The following is a 20,051-nucleotide window of genomic DNA, read 5'->3' as shown; positions in this document are numbered from 1 at the left end:
ATAATGCTTGAAGGCTGCAAAGATAAAGATAATATATAAAATAAAAACCGGCCAATACTGACCGGTTCTCATGATCATCATTAATTGCCTCTTCCGCCGCGGCCACCTCTTCCCTGTTCTGCAGGTCGGGCTTGTTGTTGCTGCTGCTGCTGTTGTTGGCGTTGCTGTTGCTCCTGTTGGGCACGTTGCTGACGTTGTTGCTGATCCTGTTGCTGACGCTGCTGATCCTGCTGCTGACGTTGTTGTTGCATTTGCTGGCGTTGCTGATCCTGCTGAGCCCGTTGCTGCTGCATTTGCTGCATCTGTTGCTGACGCTGTTGCTCCTGCTGTGCACGTTGCTGCTGATCTTGTTGCGCACGTTGCTGATCTTGCTGCGCACGCTGAGCATCACGTTGCTGCTGGCGCTGTTGCTGGTCCTGCTGTGCACGTTGCTGTCCATCGCGCTGCATTTGCTGCTGCATCTGCTCTGGTCTGTCTATACCGTCTCTTCTGCTCCTTTGAGGACGCTGGCCCTGGTCATTTCCTGTTCTCGGAGTATATGCTTCAGGTCTTACGGCAGCAGGATTGGTTGTTCCCGGCTGTGCAGGACTGACATTACTTCCTCTGCCTCCACGGCCGCTATTACCTCTCCAGGCATCATTTACCGCAGGTTGTCCCGGGTTTGTGTTATTGTCACGCCCCTGGTTATTCCTCGAAGGCTGAGCACTCTGTCCGTTTGAAGGTGTATGTCCTCTTCCCGGGCGACTGCCGCCGGCATTGTCTGGCCTGCCAGAATTTACAGGTGCAGGATTACTGCTACCCCTGCCTCCGGTTACCCTTGGGCGGTAGATATTGATATTATTATTGGTAATGCTATACCTTCCGGGCCTGCGTGCAGTATTCACCCTGTATACAGTAACATCCCTTCTGGTTACTCTCCTGATATCATCTACCCTTGGGCCAGTATAAAATGGACGGCCGCCGCCTCTGTACGTATAACTGATAAAGGCTGTACGGTTATAAAATGCCTGCCCTCTGTTATAGTAAACAGGATAGTTATTGCTGTAAATGTTGATCTGAGGAATAAATGCCCACCAGCTTAAGGGTGCATCATAACCGCCGTATCCGCTGAAATCATTGTACTGAGGACTCAGGGGTGCCCATCCGTAATACCCCTCTCCGCTTCTCCAGCTTACCCATGCTGGTCCCCATTCTGTATCAGGAATCCAGATCCACTGATCGAAACGGTTGGTTACCCAGCGGCCATAATGAAATGGAGCCCAGCCCCACTCATAATCAGAAACCCAGGTATTCCCATACTCAGTCATGGTCCAGTGCCCATCGGTGTAGTATGGCCTGAAATTACGGTCGACATCCGGCTGCCACACATACCCATATTCAGGGTCTTGTGTCCATCTGCCATAAGGCGCCAGCTCCTCATAAAAGGTCTCCAGGCTGATGTCGTCCTCATCCTGGGCCATCGCGTTTTGTGTGAGACCGGTGACCAGGAGCAGTAGCCCCAGGATAACCGCCGGCAATTTGATGATGTGTTTCATTTGTGTGTGAATTAATATACCTAACCTAACCTTATGTCACTATGAGTGTAAACTTGTCCAATAGTTTAATCGGAAAAAAATATCTGCAATGACATTCCTTGATATTCCCAATTAAGTTATATGTTTTACGTAGAATACAGCGTTTATATTTGTTTAAATCAATTTTTCGGGTATAAAATATTATAATTGGATGACAAGAGCGGCGGTTCTATAAATGCTTAAATTTCTATTAATTGCTGCTTATTTTCTCTTTCCAGGTTTTAATTCTTTTCTTTTGCAGGAATAGCCCGAATAATGTGTGGTATCACATAAACAATACCAAAATATTAAACCTTAAATGATCATTAATGAAAAAAGGCGTACTTTATCTGATCCCTGTGCCCCTGGCAGAGAATGCTTCAGCCAAATCCTTCACACCATACCTGATTGATACCATCAATTCACTTGATACCTATATTGTAGAGAATGAAAAAACTGCCCGTAAATTCCTGAAGGAAGCGGGTCTTAAAACTCCACAAAGTGCCCTAATAATCCACGATTATGGTAAACATAAACGTAACGACTCTATGGTTCCCTATTTTAAGGAACTGATGACAGGCAAGGATGTGGGACTGATGAGCGAAGCCGGTTGTCCGGGTATTGCAGATCCGGGGGCTGATGTGGTTTCGGAAGCACATAAAAGAGGAATCCAGGTTGTTCCTCTGGTGGGGCCAAACTCTTTGCTGCTGGCACTGATGGCTTCGGGCTTCAACGGACAGAGTTTTACGTTTCATGGTTACCTGCCGATAGATAAAGTGGAACGAGTAAAGCGTATCAAGGAACTGGAGAAGACAGCTCAAATAAACAAGCAGACCCAGATGTTTATCGAAACGCCATTCCGCAACAACCACCTGTTTGAAGATATTATCAAAAATACCGCAGCACAAACACAGCTTTGTGTAGCCTGTAATATTACAGGGGAAGATGAATATATCAGAACCCAGTCGATAGGGCAGTGGCGCCAGGAAAAGATAGATTTACACAAAAGACCAACAATATTCCTGATCTACCGCTAGATCAGGAATTAGCGGTACATGTTTTTACTGTCCATGAAAGCAATTACATTTTCAGGCACTAAAAACTGGATGTTTTGATTGTTTTTTAAAGCATTCCTGATAAAAGTTGAGGAGATTTCCATCTGGGGAGTCTCCGTAAAAGTTACAGAAGGATGCTCAGCCCATTCCGAAGAATCACAGCCCGGCCTCGGATATACGTAAATGCTGTAATTCTGCAGCAGTATCTCAAAGTTTTTCCATTTCCTGAGGGATACCAGATTATCCTCACCCATGATCAGCACAAACTCCTTTGCAGGATACTTTTCATGAAGATAAGTGAGGGTATCAATTGTGTAGGAGGGCTGCGGAAGGGTAAACTCGATATCGCTGACCTTGATATTGTCTGCAGGTTCTGTAGCCAGCCGCGCCATCTCCAGCCTGTCGTACATGTTTCCAAGGCCTTTTTTGTTCTTTAAAGGATTTTGTGGAGATACGATCAGCCAAACTTCGTCGAGACCGGTATAGTTGGCCATATAACTTGCAATGATCATATGACCCACATGTATCGGGTTAAAAGAACCAAAAAATAATCCTGTTTTTGCCATCCTCGAAGGTAGGGGGATAATTATTTATTGATAAAATCTGCTACCAGCCGCTCCGCTTCCTGACAAGCTGTATGGAGATCGAAGTTCTTCAGAACAACATCAAACTTATCAGCATATTGCAGCTCTTTTTCTGCTTTAATAAATCTCTCCTGAAGCTTTTCCGGGCTATCTGTGCCGCGTCCGCTCAGACGTTCTTTGAGTACCTCCAGTGAAGGTGGCTGTACAAAAATGGCCAGAGCATCGTCTTCGTATTTACGTTTCAGACGTAAACCGCCCTCTACATCGATATCAAAGATCACATGTTTTCCTTCATTCCATATTCTCTCAATTTCAGAACGCAGGGTTCCATAGAAAGTACCATTATAAACTTCTTCAAACTCTACAAACTCCTGATGGGCAACCTTATGGAGGAAAGCCTCTTTAGAGATGAAATAATAATCCTTTTCATGCTGCTCATCTCCGCGGGATTCCCTTGTGGTGGCAGAGATGGAAAAGTTTAGCGCCGGAAATTTTTCCAGTAAATGTTTAACGATCGTAGTTTTTCCTGCACCTGATGGGGCAGAAAATATAATCAGTTTGCCTTGTATCATTGATGCACTTTAAATTACGTTTAACAACTGTTCTTTGATCTTCTCCAATTCCTCTTTCATTCCCACAACCAGTTGCTGAATCTGCGCATCATTGGCTTTTGCACCCATCGTATTGATTTCCCTGCCAATTTCCTGTGAAATAAAGCCCAGTTTCTTACCATTGGCATCTTTACTTTTCAGCGTTTCTATGAAATAATCACAATGACTTTTCAAACGGATTTTTTCTTCGGTGATATCCAGTTTATCAATATAATAGATCAGTTCCTGCTCCAGGCGGTTTTGGTCAACCGTCAGTTTTGCGGCATTTTCTTCAAGAAACTGGTTCAGTCTTGCCCTGATCTGCGGGATTCTAAGCGGTGCAAGAACCTCAATCTGTGCAAAGAAGTCCAGGATATTTTTGATACGAAGCTCCAGGTCCTGTTTCAGTACGGCGCCTTCAGTTTCCCTGAACTGGTTAAAGTTCTTCAGGGCAGCGTTGAATGTACTTTGCAAAACTTCCCATTCACCCTCATTTACCACTTCTTCTGTGTAAGAGATCACGTCAGGGAAGCTTAAAACTGCCTGTAAAAGATTATTTGAATTGGCTCCTAAATCAATATTTATAGCCTCTAGTTGTTTGTAATATTTGCTGAGCAATGCAGCATTGATGGTAGCACCTTTCAGATTTTCTTCACTCCGTTCAATACTGATAGAAACATTTACTTTTCCGCGTTCAATTTCTTTACTGCAGATGTTTCTTAACGGCAGCTCTTTATCAGCATAAGCCCTTGGCAGTTTTAAATTGAGTTCCAAAAACTTGCTGTTTAAGGACTTAATTTCTACAGCAAACTTTGTATTTTGCTGATCTGCAGAGGCCAGGCCATAGCCTGTCATTGATTTTATCATGTGCAAAGATATAATTTATTGTTAAATTGGTTAGGATGTAAAATATTTAATGTTCCGGATTGCCTTCAAAGTATCATTTGATCGTCTTTGATACGTTACATTAAGAAACAATAGTTAGATTTACATCAAATACATCACAGATACATGGTTTGCACTGCCCTAAAAGGTTTATTTATTTCTACACTTTTGCTTGCTTCAGCAACTGTTGTCCATGCACAGGACGACTTTCAGCTTAGTGGTGTAATTATGGTTAAAGGCTCTACAACACGTGTTGCACTGGCAGAAATCACCAACAAAAGGACAAAGTATACTGTTGGCAGCAATGATCTGGGCATATTTCAGATCAGAGCTGTAGTGGGAGATACCCTGCTGGTGATCAAGCGCAGCTTTTCTGACGTAGAGCAGGTAGTGCTATCCAGCAGGGACATGATCATTTATGTGGATATGGGAAATACCCTGAACCAAGTGAACATCCGTGGGCAGTCCAAAAAACAGGAGCTGGATGAGCTGAAGCAGGATTACAGGGACAAGGGGTCATTTTATCAGGGAAAGCCGCCCCTGCTTTCGTACATTTTTGCACCACTGACCGCTTTATATGAACTTTTTGGAAGTACCCCTAAAAAGGCCAGACGATTTAACAAATTCTACAACACAGAATTGGAGCAAACTACTATAGATGGCTTTTTCAATGAATCTTTGATTCAGGCGAACACACAGCTGGAGGGCAAGGAACTGGAGAATTTCATGCTTAACTATCGGCCGGAATACAGTAAGTCGAAAAACTGGACGGAGTATGATGCGGTGAAATATATCAGGGATTCTTATAAACAGTATACCGATACCCTTAAGAAGAAGTAGGAGAATCAGATAGATAATGCTTCACAAGCTTTTTCTGCGGCCTGTTTTTCTGCATTCTTTTTGTTGTAATCACGGCCTATGCCATAGCTTTCTCCCTCGATTACAGCCTGTATGGTAAATAGCTTCGCACTTTCACCTTCACCATTCTGAATCATGTCAAAAGTAATATCTTTTGCATGACGCTGGCACCATTCAATCAGCTTACTTTTGAAATTTGTCTCCGTAAGTTCGAGGGTATGAATATCGATATAGGGCTTAACAATACGTTTTAGTAATAATTCTTTTGTGAAATTATAGCCTTTATCGAGATAGACTGCACCGATCAGCGCCTCAAAGGCATCGCCCAGCATCGAATGATGTTTAGTTTGTGCATTGACCATTTTATGATCGAAAACAATCAGCTGATCAAATCCCATTTTGCGGGCAAGCTGGTTAAGGTTTGCCCTGTTAACGATCTTTGAACGCATTTCTGTCAGAAAGCCCTCTTCCTTGTAAGGATAGTGTTTGAAGAGGAGCTCAGCGATTACGGCACCCAGAATAGCATCGCCCAAAAATTCCAGTCGTTCGTTACTGCTGCGGCTGCCATTTTTTAGAACTTTAGCCACAGACCGGTGCCTGAACGCCATTTTATACAAAATGGTATTTCCAGGCACAAAGCCTAACATATTCCGAAGCTTTTTTATAAACTCTTTATCGGGAGATAAATAGAGTTTATACAGGTCAAATAAGGGCATTAAATTCTATAAATCGATGTAACGTTTACTCTTCGTACTTCTTGAAAATGACCGACGCATTATGTCCACCAAAACCAAAAGTATTACTCAATGCCGCACGTACTACACGTTTCTGTGAAGAATTGAATGTGAAATTCAACTTTGGATCGAAACCAGGATCATCTGTGAAGTGGTTAATCGTAGGAGGCACGATGTCATTTTTTACAGCCAGAATAGAAGCAATGGCCTCAACAGCACCGGCAGCACCCAGAAGGTGGCCTGTCATTGATTTCGTTGAGCTAATATTCAGATTATAAGCATCTTCACCGAACAGATCTACGATAGCTTTTGTTTCACTGATATCCCCAAGAGGAGTAGAAGTACCATGAACATTGATATAATCAATGTCTGCCGTACTTAACCCTGCATCTTTAAGTGCATTGGTCATCACCATCCTGGCACCTAATCCCTGAGGATGCGGTGCAGTGATATGATTGGCATCTGCGCTCATTCCACCACCAACTAATTCAGCATAGATTTTAGCGCCACGTGCTTTTGCATGCTCTAATTCTTCGAGGATAATCGTTCCAGCACCTTCTCCTGCAACAAATCCATCTCTGTCTTTGTCGAAAGGACGCGAAGCCGTTGAAGGATCATCGTTACGCGTAGAAAGCGCATGCATGGCATTAAAACCTCCGATACCGGCTTCATTGATAATGGCTTCTGATCCTCCGCTGATAATCATATCGGCCATGTTGAGGCGGATATAATTGTAAGCGTCAATCATCGCATTAGTGGATGAAGCACATGCAGAGACCGTGGCGAAATTAGGGCCGCGGAGACCATATTTTATGGAAATATGACCTGTGACAATGTCAATAATCATCTTCGGGATGAAGAAAGGATTAATGCGGGGAGTTCCATCACCGGCATAAAAGTTCCTCATTTCATCCAAAAACGTTTTTATACCACCAATACCAGAACCCCAGATGACACCGATACGGTTAGTGTCCAGCTCAGAGAAATTAACCCCTGAATCTTTAACTGCTTCATCTGTTGATACCATGGCATACTGCACAAATGGATCTAATTTGCGTGCTTCTTTTTTATCAAGAAAGTCTTCAGGATTGAAGTTTTTGAGTTCACATGCAAATTTTGTTTTGAACTTTTCTGTATCAAAACCTGTAATAGGCGCAGCGCCGCTCACCCCATTTAACAAATTATCCCAGAATTCTGGGATAGTATTGCCAATTGGAGTGAGCGCACCTAAACCTGTAACTACTACTCTTTTTAATTCCATTTATACGGATTATACGGAGACCGTATGTTCTACTTTACGTTTTTCTCTAGATAAGCAATTGCTTGACCAACTGTACCGATAGTCTCAGCTTGATCATCAGGAATTGCTACATTGAATTCTTTTTCGAATTCCATGATAAGTTCTACAGTATCCAAAGAATCCGCACCTAGGTCATTAGTGAAAGAAGCTTCTGGGGTAACCTCGCTCTCATCCACACCTAATTTTTCAACGATAATAGCCTTAACTCTTGAAGCAATATCAGACATAATGTTATAATTTAATGGGTTAAATAATTCAGTGCAAAGAAAAATAAATTCTGACACATTTCAAATGTTTTTATTTCTCTGTCAATTTTAATGTTTTTATTCCAAACTGAAAAACAAAATTAGTTTTATAATTTCGTATCCTAAAATCTTATTCGTCTACTTTGAACAAAACCTACTTAAAACTTTCGCTGGATCTCGATTTTGTGCTGATCGCCATCACCGCACCATTGAAGGATTATATGTTCTGTCACCAGATCAATACGAGGCTAAATTTAAACTTTGAGAAGGCCGATGACCATGAGGTTTATTTCAATGTAGACGAACCACCGGTCGCTTTTTCCAAATATTATTTCTACGTAGAGCAGGGTGATAACGAATATTTTATCCTGAGCAACCGCAATAGTGAGGGATTTCTGATCCCGGAGATGAGTAAGGTTGATTATTTTATGATCATCCATACTTACATTGATAAAGAAGATCTCAATTATATTCTGACAGGACTCAACAAACTGCCTGATATTCAGGTCGCTGCACAGATTGATCCGTTAAAACTCAAATCAAAAGAGAATTTGATAATGTAAATTTTATATACAAGGTGTATTAAATACACTATATTTGAAGCTTACATTATTAGTTAAATAACATAAATAACCAGACTAACATTGGTTTTTTCATATAAAACCCCCATTTTGTTGGTCAGTAACAAATAAAAGTAATTCAAATGAAACCCTTTCATTCCAGAACAAAAATTGTAGCCACGCTAGGTCCTGCCTCAGCAAAACCAGACGTTTTATATAGCATGTTCAATGCCGGATTAGATGTTTGCAGACTTAACTTTTCTCATGGTTCACAAGCCGATCACCAGGAAGTCCTGGACACTATCCGTTCGATCAACGAAAAATATAATTATAACGTTGGTATTCTGGCAGATCTTCAGGGTCCTAAAATCAGGATCGGAAAAGTTCAGGATGGTGGAATACAATTAGTTAATGGAGCTCGTACTACGATCACCACGCACGAATGTATTGGTAATGAAGAGCGTATTTATATCACTTATCCTACATTCCCTAAAGATGTAAAAGCGGGTGAAATTATCCTTTTGGATGATGGAAAACTGCAAATGAGAGTGATCGAAACTAACCTTGAAGATGAGGTTGTTTGTGAGGTTGTTCACGGTGGTATCCTGACTTCAAGAAAAGGTGTAAACTTACCAAATACCAAAGTTTCTATCCCTTCTTTAACGGAAGAAGACCGTTATAACCTTGACTTTGTACTGGAAAATAATGTAGACTGGATCGGTCTTTCATTTGTTCGTAATGCAGCAGATATCGTTGAATTAAAGGATATTATCAAAGAAAGAGGCAAACATGCAAGGGTAATCGCTAAAATCGAAAAACCTGAAGCTATTGCAAATATCGATGAAATCATTGCCGTTTCTGACGGTATCATGGTTGCCCGTGGAGATCTTGGTGTTGAAATGCCAATGGAAGAAGTTCCTTTGCTTCAGAAAATGATTGTTCAGAAATGTATTGCAGCTTCTAAGCCGGTTATTATCGCTACACAAATGCTGGAAAGCATGATCACTACACCTAGGCCAACACGTGCAGAGGTGAATGACGTAGCCAACTCTGTATTAGACGGTGCTGATGCAGTGATGCTGAGCGGTGAGACATCTGTTGGTGAGTTTCCATTGATCGTTATTGAAACGATGCAAAAAATCATTCAGAACATTGAAACAAATAACTATCCGTTTAACGTTGATAAGTATTTGAAGCCTAAATCTGAGTCGTTCCTGAGCGATGCAGTGTGTGATTCAGCTACTTTCCTTGCTAAACAAACAAATGCGGTAGGTATTGTTTCTATGACTGTTAGCGGTTATACTGCCTTCGAAATCTCTAGTCACAGACCAAAAGCATTAACTTATATCTTTACTAACAATAAGCAACTGATCAATACTTTAGCTTTAGTATGGGGTGTTCAGGCCTTCTATTATGATAAGTTTGAAAGTACTGATGCAACTGTTCTGGATGTAAATGATCAGTTAGTGAAAATGAAACTAGTTAAAAAAGGAGATATCGTGATCAATACTGCTGCTGTACCTATGGAAAGCAAAGGCAGAACGAACATGGTAAAAGTTACCGTTATTGATTAATTTGTTTTAGAAATCAAAAAAAATACTACTTTTGCAACCCCGTAATGGAGAGGTGTCCGAGTGGTTGAAGGAGCACGCCTGGAAAGTGTGTATACCTCAAAAGGGTATCGAGGGTTCGAATCCCTCTCTCTCCGCGAGTTAGCAAAGTAAAATATAAAGCGCTTTAAACGTATGTTTAAGGCGCTTTTTGCTGTAAAGACATTTGGTCATTGTCCTTCAGTTCAACTCCGGAAAGTTTCCGATGGAAAGCTTCCCGTATCAGGTATAAGATTTTATTGGCCGCGGCTTCAAAACCTAGTCCCTCCGGCCTGATATTAGACACGCAATTACGGGATTCATCAGTAAGTCCCGGTTTGGGACTGTAGGTCAGATATGCTCCAATGCTGTCTGCTGCACTTAAGCCCGGTCTTTCGCCAATCAGCATCAGCGATAGTTTAGCCCCCAGCGTGCCAGCGACGTGATCAGACAACGCTACACGTGCCTGTGATGCCATGCACAGAGGAGTCAGCCTGTAGTTCATCCCCCTTAAAAATGGCAACAAGCATTTTAAGAGAGGAATTATATTGTTATTTATCGCAGTTGCTGACAGCCCATCAGCTAAAATCAGACAAATATCAAATTCAGCGGCATGTTCCTGAAGTAGGCTGACAGAGCTTGCAGATGGCAGCCTTCCCAGGTCGGGCCGCTGCAGGTACTGACTGCGGCTCACTGCCATGCTCTGAATTTCCAGTAAGGGAAGTCCGAAATCTGTCAGCCCCATCAGCAATGCTGTACGGTCCAGCTCAGAATAAACCGCATCTCTTGCATGCGCATGTGCAAGTTTAAACTCCAGCGAGGCCGTCAGCGGAATACTGTCGCCAACTCTGCCGAGGGCGATGCGGGCAGCAGTATATTCCCTGAGTGACTCCCATGAGTCAGTGATCTTTACCGGAGTGTTTTCCATAAGTTATCTTAAAACAGATGTGCTATTAGTTTACCTGTAAGCTGCGTATGTGTAATGTTGCCCTGATTATCGGTAATCCCCTGTCGGATCAGCCAGTCTTCAAATTCAGGTGCAGGCTTTAAACCAAGCGCTTTGCGGAGATATAGCGCATCGTGGAAGGAGGTCGACTGGTAGTTGAGCATGATATCATCAGAGCCAGGGATACCCATTACGAAATTGCAGCCGGCCACCCCCAGCAGGGTGAGCAGGTTGTCCATGTCGTCCTGGTCTGCCTCGGCATGATTGGTATAACAGACATCAACACCCATGGGCAAACCCAATAGCTTTCCGCAAAAATGGTCTTCCAGGGCTGCACGGATAATCTGTTTACCATCATACAAGTATTCCGGCCCGATAAAGCCGACCACGGTATTTACCAGCAGCGGATGATATTTGCGGGCTACTGCATAGGCTCTTGCTTCGCAGGTTTGCTGATCCAGCCCATGATGTGCGTTGGCAGAAAGCGCACTGCCCTGGCCGGTTTCAAAATACATCACGTTCTGGCCAATTGTTCCACGCTTTAGTGAAAGTGTGGCCTCATATGCTTCATCGAGCACAGACAGGTTAATGCCGAAACTGGAATTGGCCTGTTGTGTACCTGCGATGGATTGGAAGCACAGGTCTACCGGGGCGCCAGCATTGATCAGACCGATGGTAGTCGTGATATGGCTCAATACACATGATTGTGCCGGGATATCAAACTGCTGACGAATCCTGTCTATCAGATCCAGCAAGTTGTAGACCCCTGCCGGGCTATCTGTTGCCGGGTTGATACCTATTACGGCATCCCCACTGCCATAGAGCAATCCGTCGATGATGCTTGCCGCAATCCCTTTTGGGTCATCGGTAGGATGGTTCGGTTGCAGACGTGTAGAAAATCTCCCTTTCAGCCCAATCGTATTCCGGAAGCGGGTAATGATCTCACATTTTCTGGCAACCCCAATCAGGTCCTGGTTTCTCATCAGCTTAGACACTGCCGCCACCATCTCGGGTGTCAGGCCCATTTTAAGCTGCTTTATCTCCGCTGTACCGGCATGATCGGTCAGCAGCCAATCTCGGAGCTCACCTACGGTAAAATGCGCGATCATCGCAAAGGCTTCCTGATCATGATCATCCATAATCAAACGTGTCACTTCATCGTCCTCGTAAGGAATAACGGCTTCATTGAGAAATGTTTTCAAAGGTACATTTGCAAGTGCGATCTGTGCTGCAACACGTTCTTCGTAACCTGTAGCGGCGATGCCTGCAAGCGTGTCCCCGCTTCTCATGGGAGATGCCTTTGCCAGCAGGTCTTTGAGGTCCCTGAATTTGTAAACGTGCTGATGTATAGTATGTTGGTAGCCCATAATTATTCTGCTGCTGTTATCACAGCCCTTTCGAGCAGTATGTCGTTATCAATTTTCTCCTTATGTTTACCGCTGAGTACAAAAAGCAGGGCAGCGATCAACATCCCCGCCAGGAATATGCCACTGAGCATTACATTATAATAGACGATCGCAATCAAACAGAGCAGACATAACAACAATGCAACAGCAGGGAATACCGGGTAAAATGGCGAGCGGAAAGGACGGTTGAGCAGAGGTTCTTTCCTGCGCAGCATAAAAAGACTGACCATGCTCATCATATACATCACTATTGCGCCCAGCACAGACAGGATAATCACCTGGCTGGTTGTGCCACTGAACAGCGCAGCAAAGCTGACCAGGCCACTTGCTGCTACCGACCAGTGCGGGGTTTTAAACCTGTGGTTGATCCTGGCCAGTCCCTGTGGCAGATAGCCACTTCTTGCCATCGCAAAGATCTGCCTTGAAGAGGCAAGGATCGTTCCGTGGAAGGAGGCGATCAGCCCAAACAGACCTATGCTCGCAAATATCTGCGTCAGGCTATTGTTTTTCCCCAGTACGATGGATATGGCTTCGGGGAGCGGGTAGTCTATCGTACTTAGTTTACGCCAGTCGGTAATGCCCCCGCTCAGGATCATTACCCCCAGGGCAAGAAACATCAGCGTTGCCAGTCCGGAAATATACCCTTTAGGAATATTCTTTTCAGGATCTTTAACCTCTTCTGCTACCATGGCTACACCTTCTATCGCCAGATAAAACCATACTGCGTATGGCAATGCGGCAAATACACCCTGCCAGCCAAAAGGCATAGCGTTACTCAGGAAGTTTACTGTCTTGAAATGAGGAGCGATAATTCCCATGAACAGTAAGAGTTCTCCAACCGCAAGCGCAGTAATGAAGATAGAGAATGCCGCAGACTCTTTGATGCCCGAGATATTGATTAAGATAAAGAGCACATTAAACACCAGGGCCGATTGCAATACGGGGAGGGCGGGATACAAAAAATGGAGATAGCTGCCCAATGCAAATGCAATGGCAGGCGTAGCGAGTAAAAAATCTACGAGTGTAGCATAACCGGCAATGAGTCCCCCAAAGGGACCCATAGCGCGATAACTATACGCAAAGGCGCCTCCCGCGTGCGGAATAGCGGTGGTTAGTTCTGTATAGCTAAAGATGAAAGTAACATACATCACAGTCACGATTAGCGTTGCGATCAAAAAGCCAATAGTGCCTGCAACTCCCCAGCCGTAGTTCCATCCGAAATATTCTCCGGAGATGACCAGTCCAACAGCGATGCCCCAGAGGTGAATGGGTTTTAAGGTTCTTTTTAAGGTCTCGGTAGTGGATTTCGTCATAAAGAGCCGGATTGGTTGTCTGGTAAAGAGAACTGAAATATAGTGAATTTCTGGCAGAGTAAAGAGCTAATTACCAGTCATAAACAACGAAGGGCCTGCCAAGTAAATGACAAGCCCTTCTTCAATAGGTAGCGGATGACAGCTGTTATTTCATCCAGTAGAATTTGGTAGCTTCGTTTTCTACGCCGCCCAGGAATGCTGCAACTGCTGCATTATAGGCATTCTGACTTGAGGTCACCACACTTGTAGGATACGTCAGACGTTTGATGAACGTTCCCAGTGGAAGTGCAGGGTTTTGCGGCGACATGATAGAGTATTGTTTAGGATATCCTGTCCGTCTGAACTCAGACCAGCCTTCAGTACCTTCAGGGAATACAGCAATCCATTTCTGGGTGATGATCTTCTCCAGTTTGGTCTCAAAGTCGGCACCTTCATTCCATCGTACCACATTCGTAGTTAGTGCCGGGCTTGCATAATCAGGGCGTTTTGGATCAACATAAGCCAGCTGAGTAGAAGTGCTCTGCAGGTAAGTGTCAGCTCCGGCCACGCCATTTGCAGCGATAGATGCCCTTACACCTGCTTCATAAAATGATTGTGCTGAGCCTGTCCCCATGTTCCAGCCTCTGAGTACCCCTTCGGCTTTCAGGAAGTAGCTTTCTGCTACGTCAACTACCTTCATCGGCGCTGCCTGGGCAACATTATATCTTGAATAGTTTTCGTAAACAGATTTTGTAGGTCTTTCCACCCCAGGTCTGATTCCTCTGTAAGAGCCATTCAGCGCCGGGTCCAATGCAGGAAGCACATAAGCAGGTAAGCGTGGATCACCGAATCCCTGCATGTAGGTAACTACTGCCGCAGAGATACGTGTATCTGACCATGCATTGGTCATGGTGTAGTGAGGGTTGGTGCCACTTGGAGGCGATACCGAGAATGATCCTGTAGTTGCATCAAGTACACCACCGCTTGCTGCTAAAACAGCTTTCTCTGCCTGCAGTTTACCGTTTGTAGGATCTACTACAGAAATTCTCATACCCATACGCAGACGGAGTGTGTTCGCCAGTTTGATCCAGTTGGTGTATTCACCCAGCAAAGTAGATCTGTCCCATTTTTTGAAACGGGTCTGATCGGCGTTCGGGTCAGCTGCTTCTGCAGCGAGCAGATCAGTTACAGCTTTGTCCAGGTCGACAAACATTGCGGCATAAGCTGCCGCTGGTGAGTCGAAGGCCGGTTCAGCACTGTCGCCGTATTTTGAGTAAGGGAAAGGGCCGAATGTATCCACCAACCTTTGTCCTGCAGCCACCTTCATGATCAGCGCGATAGCATACAAATCCGGGTATTTGGTGTCAAACCCTTTTCTTTTCATCGTCAGCCAGTTGTTCATTACACCGTTCACGGAGATGGTGTAAGAGCCATCCCAGATACCGCGTGTTACATAGGTAGTGGTGTTGACATTACCCAGGAAGTTACTTGGTGCTTCCAGGTAACCTGCATAAGATTCTGCCTGCAGGTTTTGCTGAGTTTGCTCATTTGGACTTGTGCTGATAATGTTGTTCATCATTACCGGAAGCAGGAAGGCTGCCTCGGCACCATCTTTTTGCAGATCCAGGTCTGAAATATCACCTTTATCTACGTTGAGGCCTTCGAAATCTTTTGTACATGATGAGACTGCAAAGATTAACATGCAGAGAAAGAACAACTTGTAGTTCATCTTATATGTATATTTTTTCATTTCTGTAATTTTTATGGATTAGAAATTTACCCTTACTGTTGCACCTATAGATCTTGCTGATGGCAACTGGAATGATTCAAAGCCCAGGCTGTTGTTTTCTGTGGTTAAAGCCAATTCAGGATCGAAAGGTGCTTTTTTGTAGAAGAACAATACGTTACGTCCAACCAGTGAAATGTTCACACTTTTGATCACTTTGCTGAATTTCGGAAGTGTATAGCCGATTGCAATTTCACGTAACCTGATGTTGGTCGATTTATATGTATACTCCGTTGCTGCTGCACCTGCATCTGCACTTGCTGAAATAAAGTTGTAATAAGTCTGTGCGTCAATCAATCTGCCGTTAAGCATTACACCGCCAGCGTCACGAGCTTCTGCAGTTCTTGGAGATAAACCTTTGTAATCAAGCCATTGTTGCGTAGATGATGATACCAGACCACCGAACCTTCCGTCAACAAGGAAAGAGAAGCTGAAATTTTTATAGTTAAACTGGTTGTTCATGTTTAACAGGAAGTCAGGATTTGAGTTTCCAATATACTGGTCTGCCTGTACAGATAGAACAGGTAAGCCTGTTGCTGCATCAAACTGTTGGGAGCCGTCAGCATTGTACTGGTAAGTTTTACCAAACAAGTCGCCATAAGAACCGTATTTTCTGCCGTTCAGCAATTCGCTACCCGGACGAAGCAGGTATAGGTTAGTTAACCTGTTTCCGCTCTGCAATACAAAACGGTCAGATGTAAGCAGGTCGCTTAAAGATTTGATCCTGTTTTTGTTTTTTGTGAAGTTGATACCAGGGGTCCAGTTTACATTACCAAGTTTAGCATTGTAGCTTACTGTAGCCTCGATACCTCTGTTCTGGATAGTTCCTCCGTTGATATAGAATTCTGTGGCGCCCGCACCTGTTGGTGCCGTGATCCTGAATACCTGATCTCTTGTTGTAGCATCGTAATAAGATACGTTTACGTTTAACTTGTCCTGGAAGAAGCGCAACTCAGCACCCACCTCATACGATTTTGTACGCTCAGGTTTGAGGTTAATCGTGTCCAGGCCACTGAAAAATGGTAGTGTTTCCCTTCCGTTCACACTTTCATCAGCATTTACGGTATAGTTTGAGTTTCTTGCTGCTGCACCGAAAGGTAAAGCATTACCTACCTCAGCATAGGTGGCTCTCAGTTTTGCAAATGAAAGCACATCATTTGGCGCGGATTGTTTAGCTACATAAGCCAGACCAACAGATGGATAGAAGAAAGAATTGTCCGTTGTTGAAGACCACTCATTTCTTCCGCTGACATCAAGAAACAGTCTGTCTTTCCAGCCAAGCGTCGCAGTAGCAAGCACAGATCTGTTGATTCTTTTTGTTTTTTCAGTTTCCGAAATGTAGTTGCCGGTAAGACCCTGCAAAGCAAAATAATCTGCATAATACAGTGTGTTGTCTGCACCATTGGTACGGTTACCGATCGCCTGATACGTCAGGATGGTATTGGTAAAACCTGCAGTTGCGTTCAGTGTGAGGTCTTTTGACAAAGCTTTGTTGGCTTGCAATAAGATATCAGTGTAGAGATCCTGACCGATATTCACGTCTTTTCTGTAAGATCCGTTTACACCGATAGAAGTAGGGTCTCCACTGGCGCCATAACGCTGATCATTATCATAGCTATACTTGTTGATGGTAGTCCTGCCGGTTAAGTTTAACCAGTCGGTGATATTGTATCTCACGGAACCGTTTACGTTTGTACGGTTATCCAGCTCATCGCGGTTGATGTGGTTCAGGATCCAGTAAGGGTTCTGGTTAGAGCTGTGCTCATTTTTAATATATGGCCAGTTCTGAACATTAAATCCTCTGGTTGAACTGTAAACTGTTCCGCCGTTTGCTGCATATGGTGTGATATCTACGCCCATCGGGAATAAATACAAACCGAACATTGGGCTGTTATACCATGATGATTCGTTTCTGTTGGTAGTTTTAGTCTGGATATAGTTGATTCCTCCTTCAACAACAATTTTATTGTCGAACAATTGAGTACTTCCGCGTACTGTCACGTTATTTCTTCCAAATTTATATCCCGGTAGCATCGCTTTTGACGCAGTGTTTGCGTAAGAGAAGTAAAGTTTAGAAGTCTCAGTTCCACTACTAATAGATACACTGTTGATGTAATTCTGACCGGTCTGGAAGAAATCTTTGATGTAACTGTCAGAGCCGTTAGTGATCTTTGGTCCCCAGCTATCGTTAATTGGTGTCGTTGGGGCTACTCCACGAAGACCATTTCCGTATGATGTTTGCAGTTCTGGCAAACCCACCGGGTTGTCAAACATTGCAGTTGAACTAAAACTAACAGCTGGTGCGCCCAGTTTACCTTTTTTTGTAGTAATGAGGATTACACCGTTGGCTGCCTGACTACCATATAGTGCGGCAGCTGAAGCGCCTTGCAGCACCTGTAAGTTCTCAATATCTTCAGGGTTATAATCTGCGAAACCTCCAATTGGTACACCGTCTACAACATATAAAGGTGTGTTGGTTCCTGAGATGGATTTGTTACCACGAAGAACAACTTTTGGTGCGCTACCCGGACCGCCGGCACCCTGGGTAACAAAAACACCGGCAGCTTTACCTGCCAGTGAATTTAATACACTTGGGCCTTTAACCTGGTTGAGTTCATCCGCCGTTACGGTTGTAGTACTATAGGTAAGACTTTTCTTTGCGCGACTGATACCCAGGGCCGTTACAACGACGCCATCAAGGGATTTTGCATCGTCAACGAGTGTTACATTAATCGTTTTACGTCCGTTAACGGTTAAAGTCTGGCTAACATAGCCAACAGAGCTAAAAGTAATTGAGGCATTGGATGCAGCACTGATGGTAAATTTTCCGCTGGCATCAGTCTGGGTTCCTGTAGAAGCACCACTAACCTTTACACTTACGGCAGGAACCGGGGCGTTTGTTGCGTCTACCACTGTTCCTGTAATTGTGATGTTCTGAGCAGCTGCACAGAACCAGCAGAGTTGAAATAATGCAAAAAGCATGTAAAATCTTTTCATAAAACTGGTTGTCTAGGGTTTAAGTTTTTGTTTGTTTTTGGATTAAAATTTTGAGATCGGGAGGAGGGTCTTTATGGTTCTTGTAAAATCCTCCGGATTTGAATGTTCGTCGGTTTTTAATTCATTTAAATATTATTTTTTAGTTCAACTTGGACAATTTGGGGTGTTGTGGGTCATTTAAAACGTTTTATCGCTTTAAAAAATGGTCTTTATTCAGAAATGATAAAAAATAACAGCGCTATTGTGGTTTTTTATTCACGATTTTTAATAAAACCGCAAATTAGAGAGATGAGCGTTTAGTTAGTTTAGCAGTAAATCGTTTTAAATCAAAAACAATAATCTAAAATAACTTTTTTTTATTAATTTGTGTAAACTTTTTAAGAAAATTAGAAAGATTATTCATTTTCCCCCAAAAATTCTAGCCAAGAAATAAATTAAACCTATGACGACTCTCAATAAAACAAAAGTACTAGTGTCAAATAATGAAACGATTAAATGTTTATATTATAACAAGCTGTTAACCAGTGCAGATGTAAGTAATTACATCGGAAAGAGCATTCCTTACGCCATAAAAGTCTTAACTGAACTTAAAACCGTGGGTTTTGTTGAAGAAATGGGGCTCGCCAATTCCAGCGGCGGACGTAAACCATTAAATTATTCACTGATTTCCAATTCATATTATTTGGTGTCTGTGGCGATGGACCAATTTTCTGCGCGTATGGTTGTTGTTGATATGAACAATAATTTCGTCACTGATATTATAAGGTATGAATTTGATATTTTTACACTCAAGCCTGATCAGCTGATTTCTTATATCAATCAGTTTATTGAAGGCAGTCAAATATCAAAATCATCTGTTTTAGGAATCGGTATCACTATGCCTGGTTTTATTGATACAGAAATAGGGGTCAATTATACCTATTTAACTACGAGCGGACAACCACTCACGGCGTATCTGCAACAACAGCTTTCCATACCCGTTTTTCTGGATAATGATTCTACAGCAATTGCGCTGGCAGAACAGAAGTTTGGCGTAGCGGCAGGCATGAAAAATGTGATGGTACTTAATTTAGGCTGGGGTATTGGCCTTGGGATGATCCTGAACAATAAGATCTTCAGGGGCAATAATGGGCTGGCGGGAGAATTCAGTCATATTCCCCTCTTTAAAAACGGTAAATTGTGCAATTGTGGTAAACGCGGCTGCCTGGAAACAGAGGCATCTCTGATTGCTGTGGCGGGTATTGCAAAAGAAGGTATCAGCAAGGGACAGATTACCAGCTTATCAAATTATGCGGATGTGGATGCGGATGCTGTGATCAATGAAGCCATCAGAGGTGATGTGTTTTCTGTAAAGCTGTTATCTGAGGCTGCCTATCATGTGGGGGAGGGACTGGCGATCCTGATTCACCTGATGAATCCCGGTGCCATCGTACTCAGTGGAAAAGGTAGTGTAGTAGGCAAGTTATGGCTTTCCCCAATTCAGCAGGCCATCAATGAACATTGTATCCCTTTGCTAACCAATTTCACAGAAATCAAAATCTCTGATCTGAATAACAAGGCACAGCTGATCGGAGGTGCTGCGTTAGTGGTGGAGAATTTTGGAAAAGCACTGGCTGATAAACTGAATGCCATAGAGCTGGGCGCTCTGAACAAAGCCAGTTAACAGAATTG

At 43.4% G+C, this 20,051-nt stretch carries 17 protein-coding genes and 1 tRNA gene; 6 read left to right on the top strand and 12 right to left on the bottom strand.

All coding sequences use genetic code 11. From position 1 onward, the window contains the following. Nucleotides 1-80: 80 nt before the first annotated feature. Nucleotides 81-1,535 carry a DUF6600 domain-containing protein gene (locus OQY15_RS04865; protein WP_265788446.1) on the bottom strand — a complete coding sequence of 485 codons (1,455 nt, stop codon included), beginning with the start codon at nt 1,533-1,535 and terminating at the stop codon, nt 81-83. Nucleotides 1,536-1,882: 347 nt separating this feature from the next. Here OQY15_RS04865 and OQY15_RS04860 point away from each other — a divergent pair, with 347 nt between their 5' ends. Further along, the gene (locus OQY15_RS04860) at nt 1,883-2,590 is read left to right on the top strand and encodes an SAM-dependent methyltransferase (RefSeq protein WP_265788443.1); all 708 of its coding nucleotides are present in this window, start codon (nt 1,883-1,885) and stop codon (nt 2,588-2,590) included. Between the two features lie 8 nt (nt 2,591-2,598). Here the strand turns inward: OQY15_RS04860 and nadD are convergent, their stop codons facing one another. From nadD to OQY15_RS04845, 3 genes are read right to left on the bottom strand one after another with little or no spacing between them, the layout of a single operon-like run. Next, nucleotides 2,599-3,174, bottom strand: coding sequence for a nicotinate (nicotinamide) nucleotide adenylyltransferase (gene nadD, locus OQY15_RS04855; RefSeq protein WP_265788441.1), 576 nt, complete (start codon nt 3,172-3,174; stop codon nt 2,599-2,601). 20 nt (nt 3,175-3,194) lie between these two features. Further along, nucleotides 3,195-3,764: a guanylate kinase gene (gene gmk, locus OQY15_RS04850; protein ID WP_265788439.1), complete on the bottom strand. Its 570-nt coding sequence runs from the start codon at nt 3,762-3,764 to the stop codon at nt 3,195-3,197. 9 nt (nt 3,765-3,773) lie between these two features. Beyond that, nucleotides 3,774-4,637, bottom strand: coding sequence for a YicC/YloC family endoribonuclease (locus OQY15_RS04845; RefSeq protein ID WP_265790428.1), 864 nt, complete (start codon nt 4,635-4,637; stop codon nt 3,774-3,776). A gap of 156 nt (nt 4,638-4,793) precedes the next feature. Here OQY15_RS04845 and OQY15_RS04840 point away from each other — a divergent pair, with 156 nt between their 5' ends. Beyond that, nucleotides 4,794-5,507: a hypothetical protein gene (locus tag OQY15_RS04840; protein WP_265788437.1), complete on the top strand. Its 714-nt coding sequence runs from the start codon at nt 4,794-4,796 to the stop codon at nt 5,505-5,507. Nucleotides 5,508-5,512: 5 nt separating this feature from the next. Here the strand turns inward: OQY15_RS04840 and rnc are convergent, their stop codons facing one another. From rnc to OQY15_RS04825, 3 genes are read right to left on the bottom strand one after another with little or no spacing between them, the layout of a single operon-like run. Continuing rightward, nucleotides 5,513-6,241, bottom strand: coding sequence for a ribonuclease III (gene rnc / locus OQY15_RS04835; protein WP_265788434.1), 729 nt, complete (start codon nt 6,239-6,241; stop codon nt 5,513-5,515). Between the two features lie 25 nt (nt 6,242-6,266). Next, nucleotides 6,267-7,520, bottom strand: coding sequence for a beta-ketoacyl-ACP synthase II (gene fabF, locus OQY15_RS04830; RefSeq protein WP_265788432.1), 1,254 nt, complete (start codon nt 7,518-7,520; stop codon nt 6,267-6,269). Between the two features lie 29 nt (nt 7,521-7,549). Next, complete coding sequence (locus OQY15_RS04825) at nt 7,550-7,786, bottom strand: acyl carrier protein (RefSeq protein ID WP_008508386.1); 237 nt, start codon at nt 7,784-7,786, stop codon at nt 7,550-7,552. Between the two features lie 161 nt (nt 7,787-7,947). Here OQY15_RS04825 and OQY15_RS04820 point away from each other — a divergent pair, with 161 nt between their 5' ends. The 3 genes from OQY15_RS04820 (at nt 7,948) to OQY15_RS04810 (ending at nt 10,072) form a co-directional block, all read left to right on the top strand. Then, nucleotides 7,948-8,367 (top strand): IPExxxVDY family protein, encoded by a 420-nt coding sequence (locus OQY15_RS04820; RefSeq protein ID WP_265788430.1) that lies wholly within the window; start codon nt 7,948-7,950, stop codon nt 8,365-8,367. Between the two features lie 140 nt (nt 8,368-8,507). Further along, nucleotides 8,508-9,938: a pyruvate kinase gene (pyk, locus tag OQY15_RS04815; protein WP_265788428.1), complete on the top strand. Its 1,431-nt coding sequence runs from the start codon at nt 8,508-8,510 to the stop codon at nt 9,936-9,938. 46 nt (nt 9,939-9,984) lie between these two features. Continuing rightward, nucleotides 9,985-10,072, top strand: a tRNA-Ser gene (locus tag OQY15_RS04810). Nucleotides 10,073-10,113: 41 nt separating this feature from the next. Here OQY15_RS04810 and eutC read toward each other — a convergent pair. The 5 genes from eutC to OQY15_RS04785 all read right to left on the bottom strand — a co-directional run bounded on the left by eutC (nt 10,114) and on the right by OQY15_RS04785 (nt 18,380). Next, entirely contained in the window at nt 10,114-10,881 is a 768-nt protein-coding gene (eutC, locus tag OQY15_RS04805) for an ethanolamine ammonia-lyase subunit EutC (RefSeq protein WP_265788425.1), read from the bottom strand. A gap of 8 nt (nt 10,882-10,889) precedes the next feature. Continuing rightward, nucleotides 10,890-12,266 (bottom strand): ethanolamine ammonia-lyase subunit EutB, encoded by a 1,377-nt coding sequence (locus tag OQY15_RS04800; RefSeq protein ID WP_265788423.1) that lies wholly within the window; start codon nt 12,264-12,266, stop codon nt 10,890-10,892. Between the two features lie 2 nt (nt 12,267-12,268). Beyond that, nucleotides 12,269-13,618 carry an ethanolamine permease gene (gene eat / locus OQY15_RS04795; protein ID WP_265788421.1) on the bottom strand — a complete coding sequence of 450 codons (1,350 nt, stop codon included), beginning with the start codon at nt 13,616-13,618 and terminating at the stop codon, nt 12,269-12,271. A 145-nt stretch (nt 13,619-13,763) separates the two neighbouring features. Beyond that, nucleotides 13,764-15,347 carry a SusD/RagB family nutrient-binding outer membrane lipoprotein gene (locus OQY15_RS04790; RefSeq protein ID WP_265788419.1) on the bottom strand — a complete coding sequence of 528 codons (1,584 nt, stop codon included), beginning with the start codon at nt 15,345-15,347 and terminating at the stop codon, nt 13,764-13,766. An 18-nt stretch (nt 15,348-15,365) separates the two neighbouring features. After that, on the bottom strand, nt 15,366-18,380 hold the full coding sequence (locus OQY15_RS04785; RefSeq protein WP_265788417.1) for a SusC/RagA family TonB-linked outer membrane protein: 3,015 nt from the start codon (nt 18,378-18,380) through the stop codon (nt 15,366-15,368). 442 nt (nt 18,381-18,822) lie between these two features. On the opposite strand from OQY15_RS04785, the gene OQY15_RS04780 reads away from it, so the two are divergent. Then, the gene (locus tag OQY15_RS04780; RefSeq protein WP_265788414.1) at nt 18,823-20,043 is read left to right on the top strand and encodes an ROK family protein; all 1,221 of its coding nucleotides are present in this window, start codon (nt 18,823-18,825) and stop codon (nt 20,041-20,043) included. Nucleotides 20,044-20,051: the final 8 nt, after the last annotated feature.

Origin of the sequence: Pedobacter sp. MC2016-15, from assembly GCF_026239695.1 — a bacterium.
GTDB lineage: Bacteria > Bacteroidota > Bacteroidia > Sphingobacteriales > Sphingobacteriaceae > Pedobacter.
Note: the sequence above shows the minus strand (reverse complement) of the source record. Positions and strands in the feature narration are given on the sequence as shown.

What these genes read in the sequence shown, in the direction of transcription:
- OQY15_RS04865 (WP_265788446.1), bottom strand. Translation starts at nt 1,535, where the DNA reads ATGAAACACATCATCAAATTGCCGGCGGTTATCCTGGGGCTACTGCTC.
- OQY15_RS04860 (WP_265788443.1), top strand. Translation starts at nt 1,883, where the DNA reads ATGAAAAAAGGCGTACTTTATCTGATCCCTGTGCCCCTGGCAGAGAAT.
- nadD (WP_265788441.1), bottom strand. Translation starts at nt 3,174, where the DNA reads ATGGCAAAAACAGGATTATTTTTTGGTTCTTTTAACCCGATACATGTG.
- gmk (WP_265788439.1), bottom strand. Translation starts at nt 3,764, where the DNA reads ATGATACAAGGCAAACTGATTATATTTTCTGCCCCATCAGGTGCAGGA.
- OQY15_RS04845 (WP_265790428.1), bottom strand. Translation starts at nt 4,637, where the DNA reads ATGACAGGCTATGGCCTGGCCTCTGCAGATCAGCAAAATACAAAGTTT.
- OQY15_RS04840 (WP_265788437.1), top strand. Translation starts at nt 4,794, where the DNA reads ATGGTTTGCACTGCCCTAAAAGGTTTATTTATTTCTACACTTTTGCTT.
- rnc (WP_265788434.1), bottom strand. Translation starts at nt 6,241, where the DNA reads ATGCCCTTATTTGACCTGTATAAACTCTATTTATCTCCCGATAAAGAG.
- fabF (WP_265788432.1), bottom strand. Translation starts at nt 7,520, where the DNA reads ATGGAATTAAAAAGAGTAGTAGTTACAGGTTTAGGTGCGCTCACTCCA.
- OQY15_RS04825 (WP_008508386.1), bottom strand. Translation starts at nt 7,786, where the DNA reads ATGTCTGATATTGCTTCAAGAGTTAAGGCTATTATCGTTGAAAAATTA.
- pyk (WP_265788428.1), top strand. Translation starts at nt 8,508, where the DNA reads ATGAAACCCTTTCATTCCAGAACAAAAATTGTAGCCACGCTAGGTCCT.
- eutC (WP_265788425.1), bottom strand. Translation starts at nt 10,881, where the DNA reads ATGGAAAACACTCCGGTAAAGATCACTGACTCATGGGAGTCACTCAGG.
- OQY15_RS04800 (WP_265788423.1), bottom strand. Translation starts at nt 12,266, where the DNA reads ATGGGCTACCAACATACTATACATCAGCACGTTTACAAATTCAGGGAC.
- eat (WP_265788421.1), bottom strand. Translation starts at nt 13,618, where the DNA reads ATGACGAAATCCACTACCGAGACCTTAAAAAGAACCTTAAAACCCATT.
- OQY15_RS04790 (WP_265788419.1), bottom strand. Translation starts at nt 15,347, where the DNA reads ATGAAAAAATATACATATAAGATGAACTACAAGTTGTTCTTTCTCTGC.
- OQY15_RS04785 (WP_265788417.1), bottom strand. Translation starts at nt 18,380, where the DNA reads ATGAAAAGATTTTACATGCTTTTTGCATTATTTCAACTCTGCTGGTTC.
- OQY15_RS04780 (WP_265788414.1), top strand. Translation starts at nt 18,823, where the DNA reads ATGACGACTCTCAATAAAACAAAAGTACTAGTGTCAAATAATGAAACG.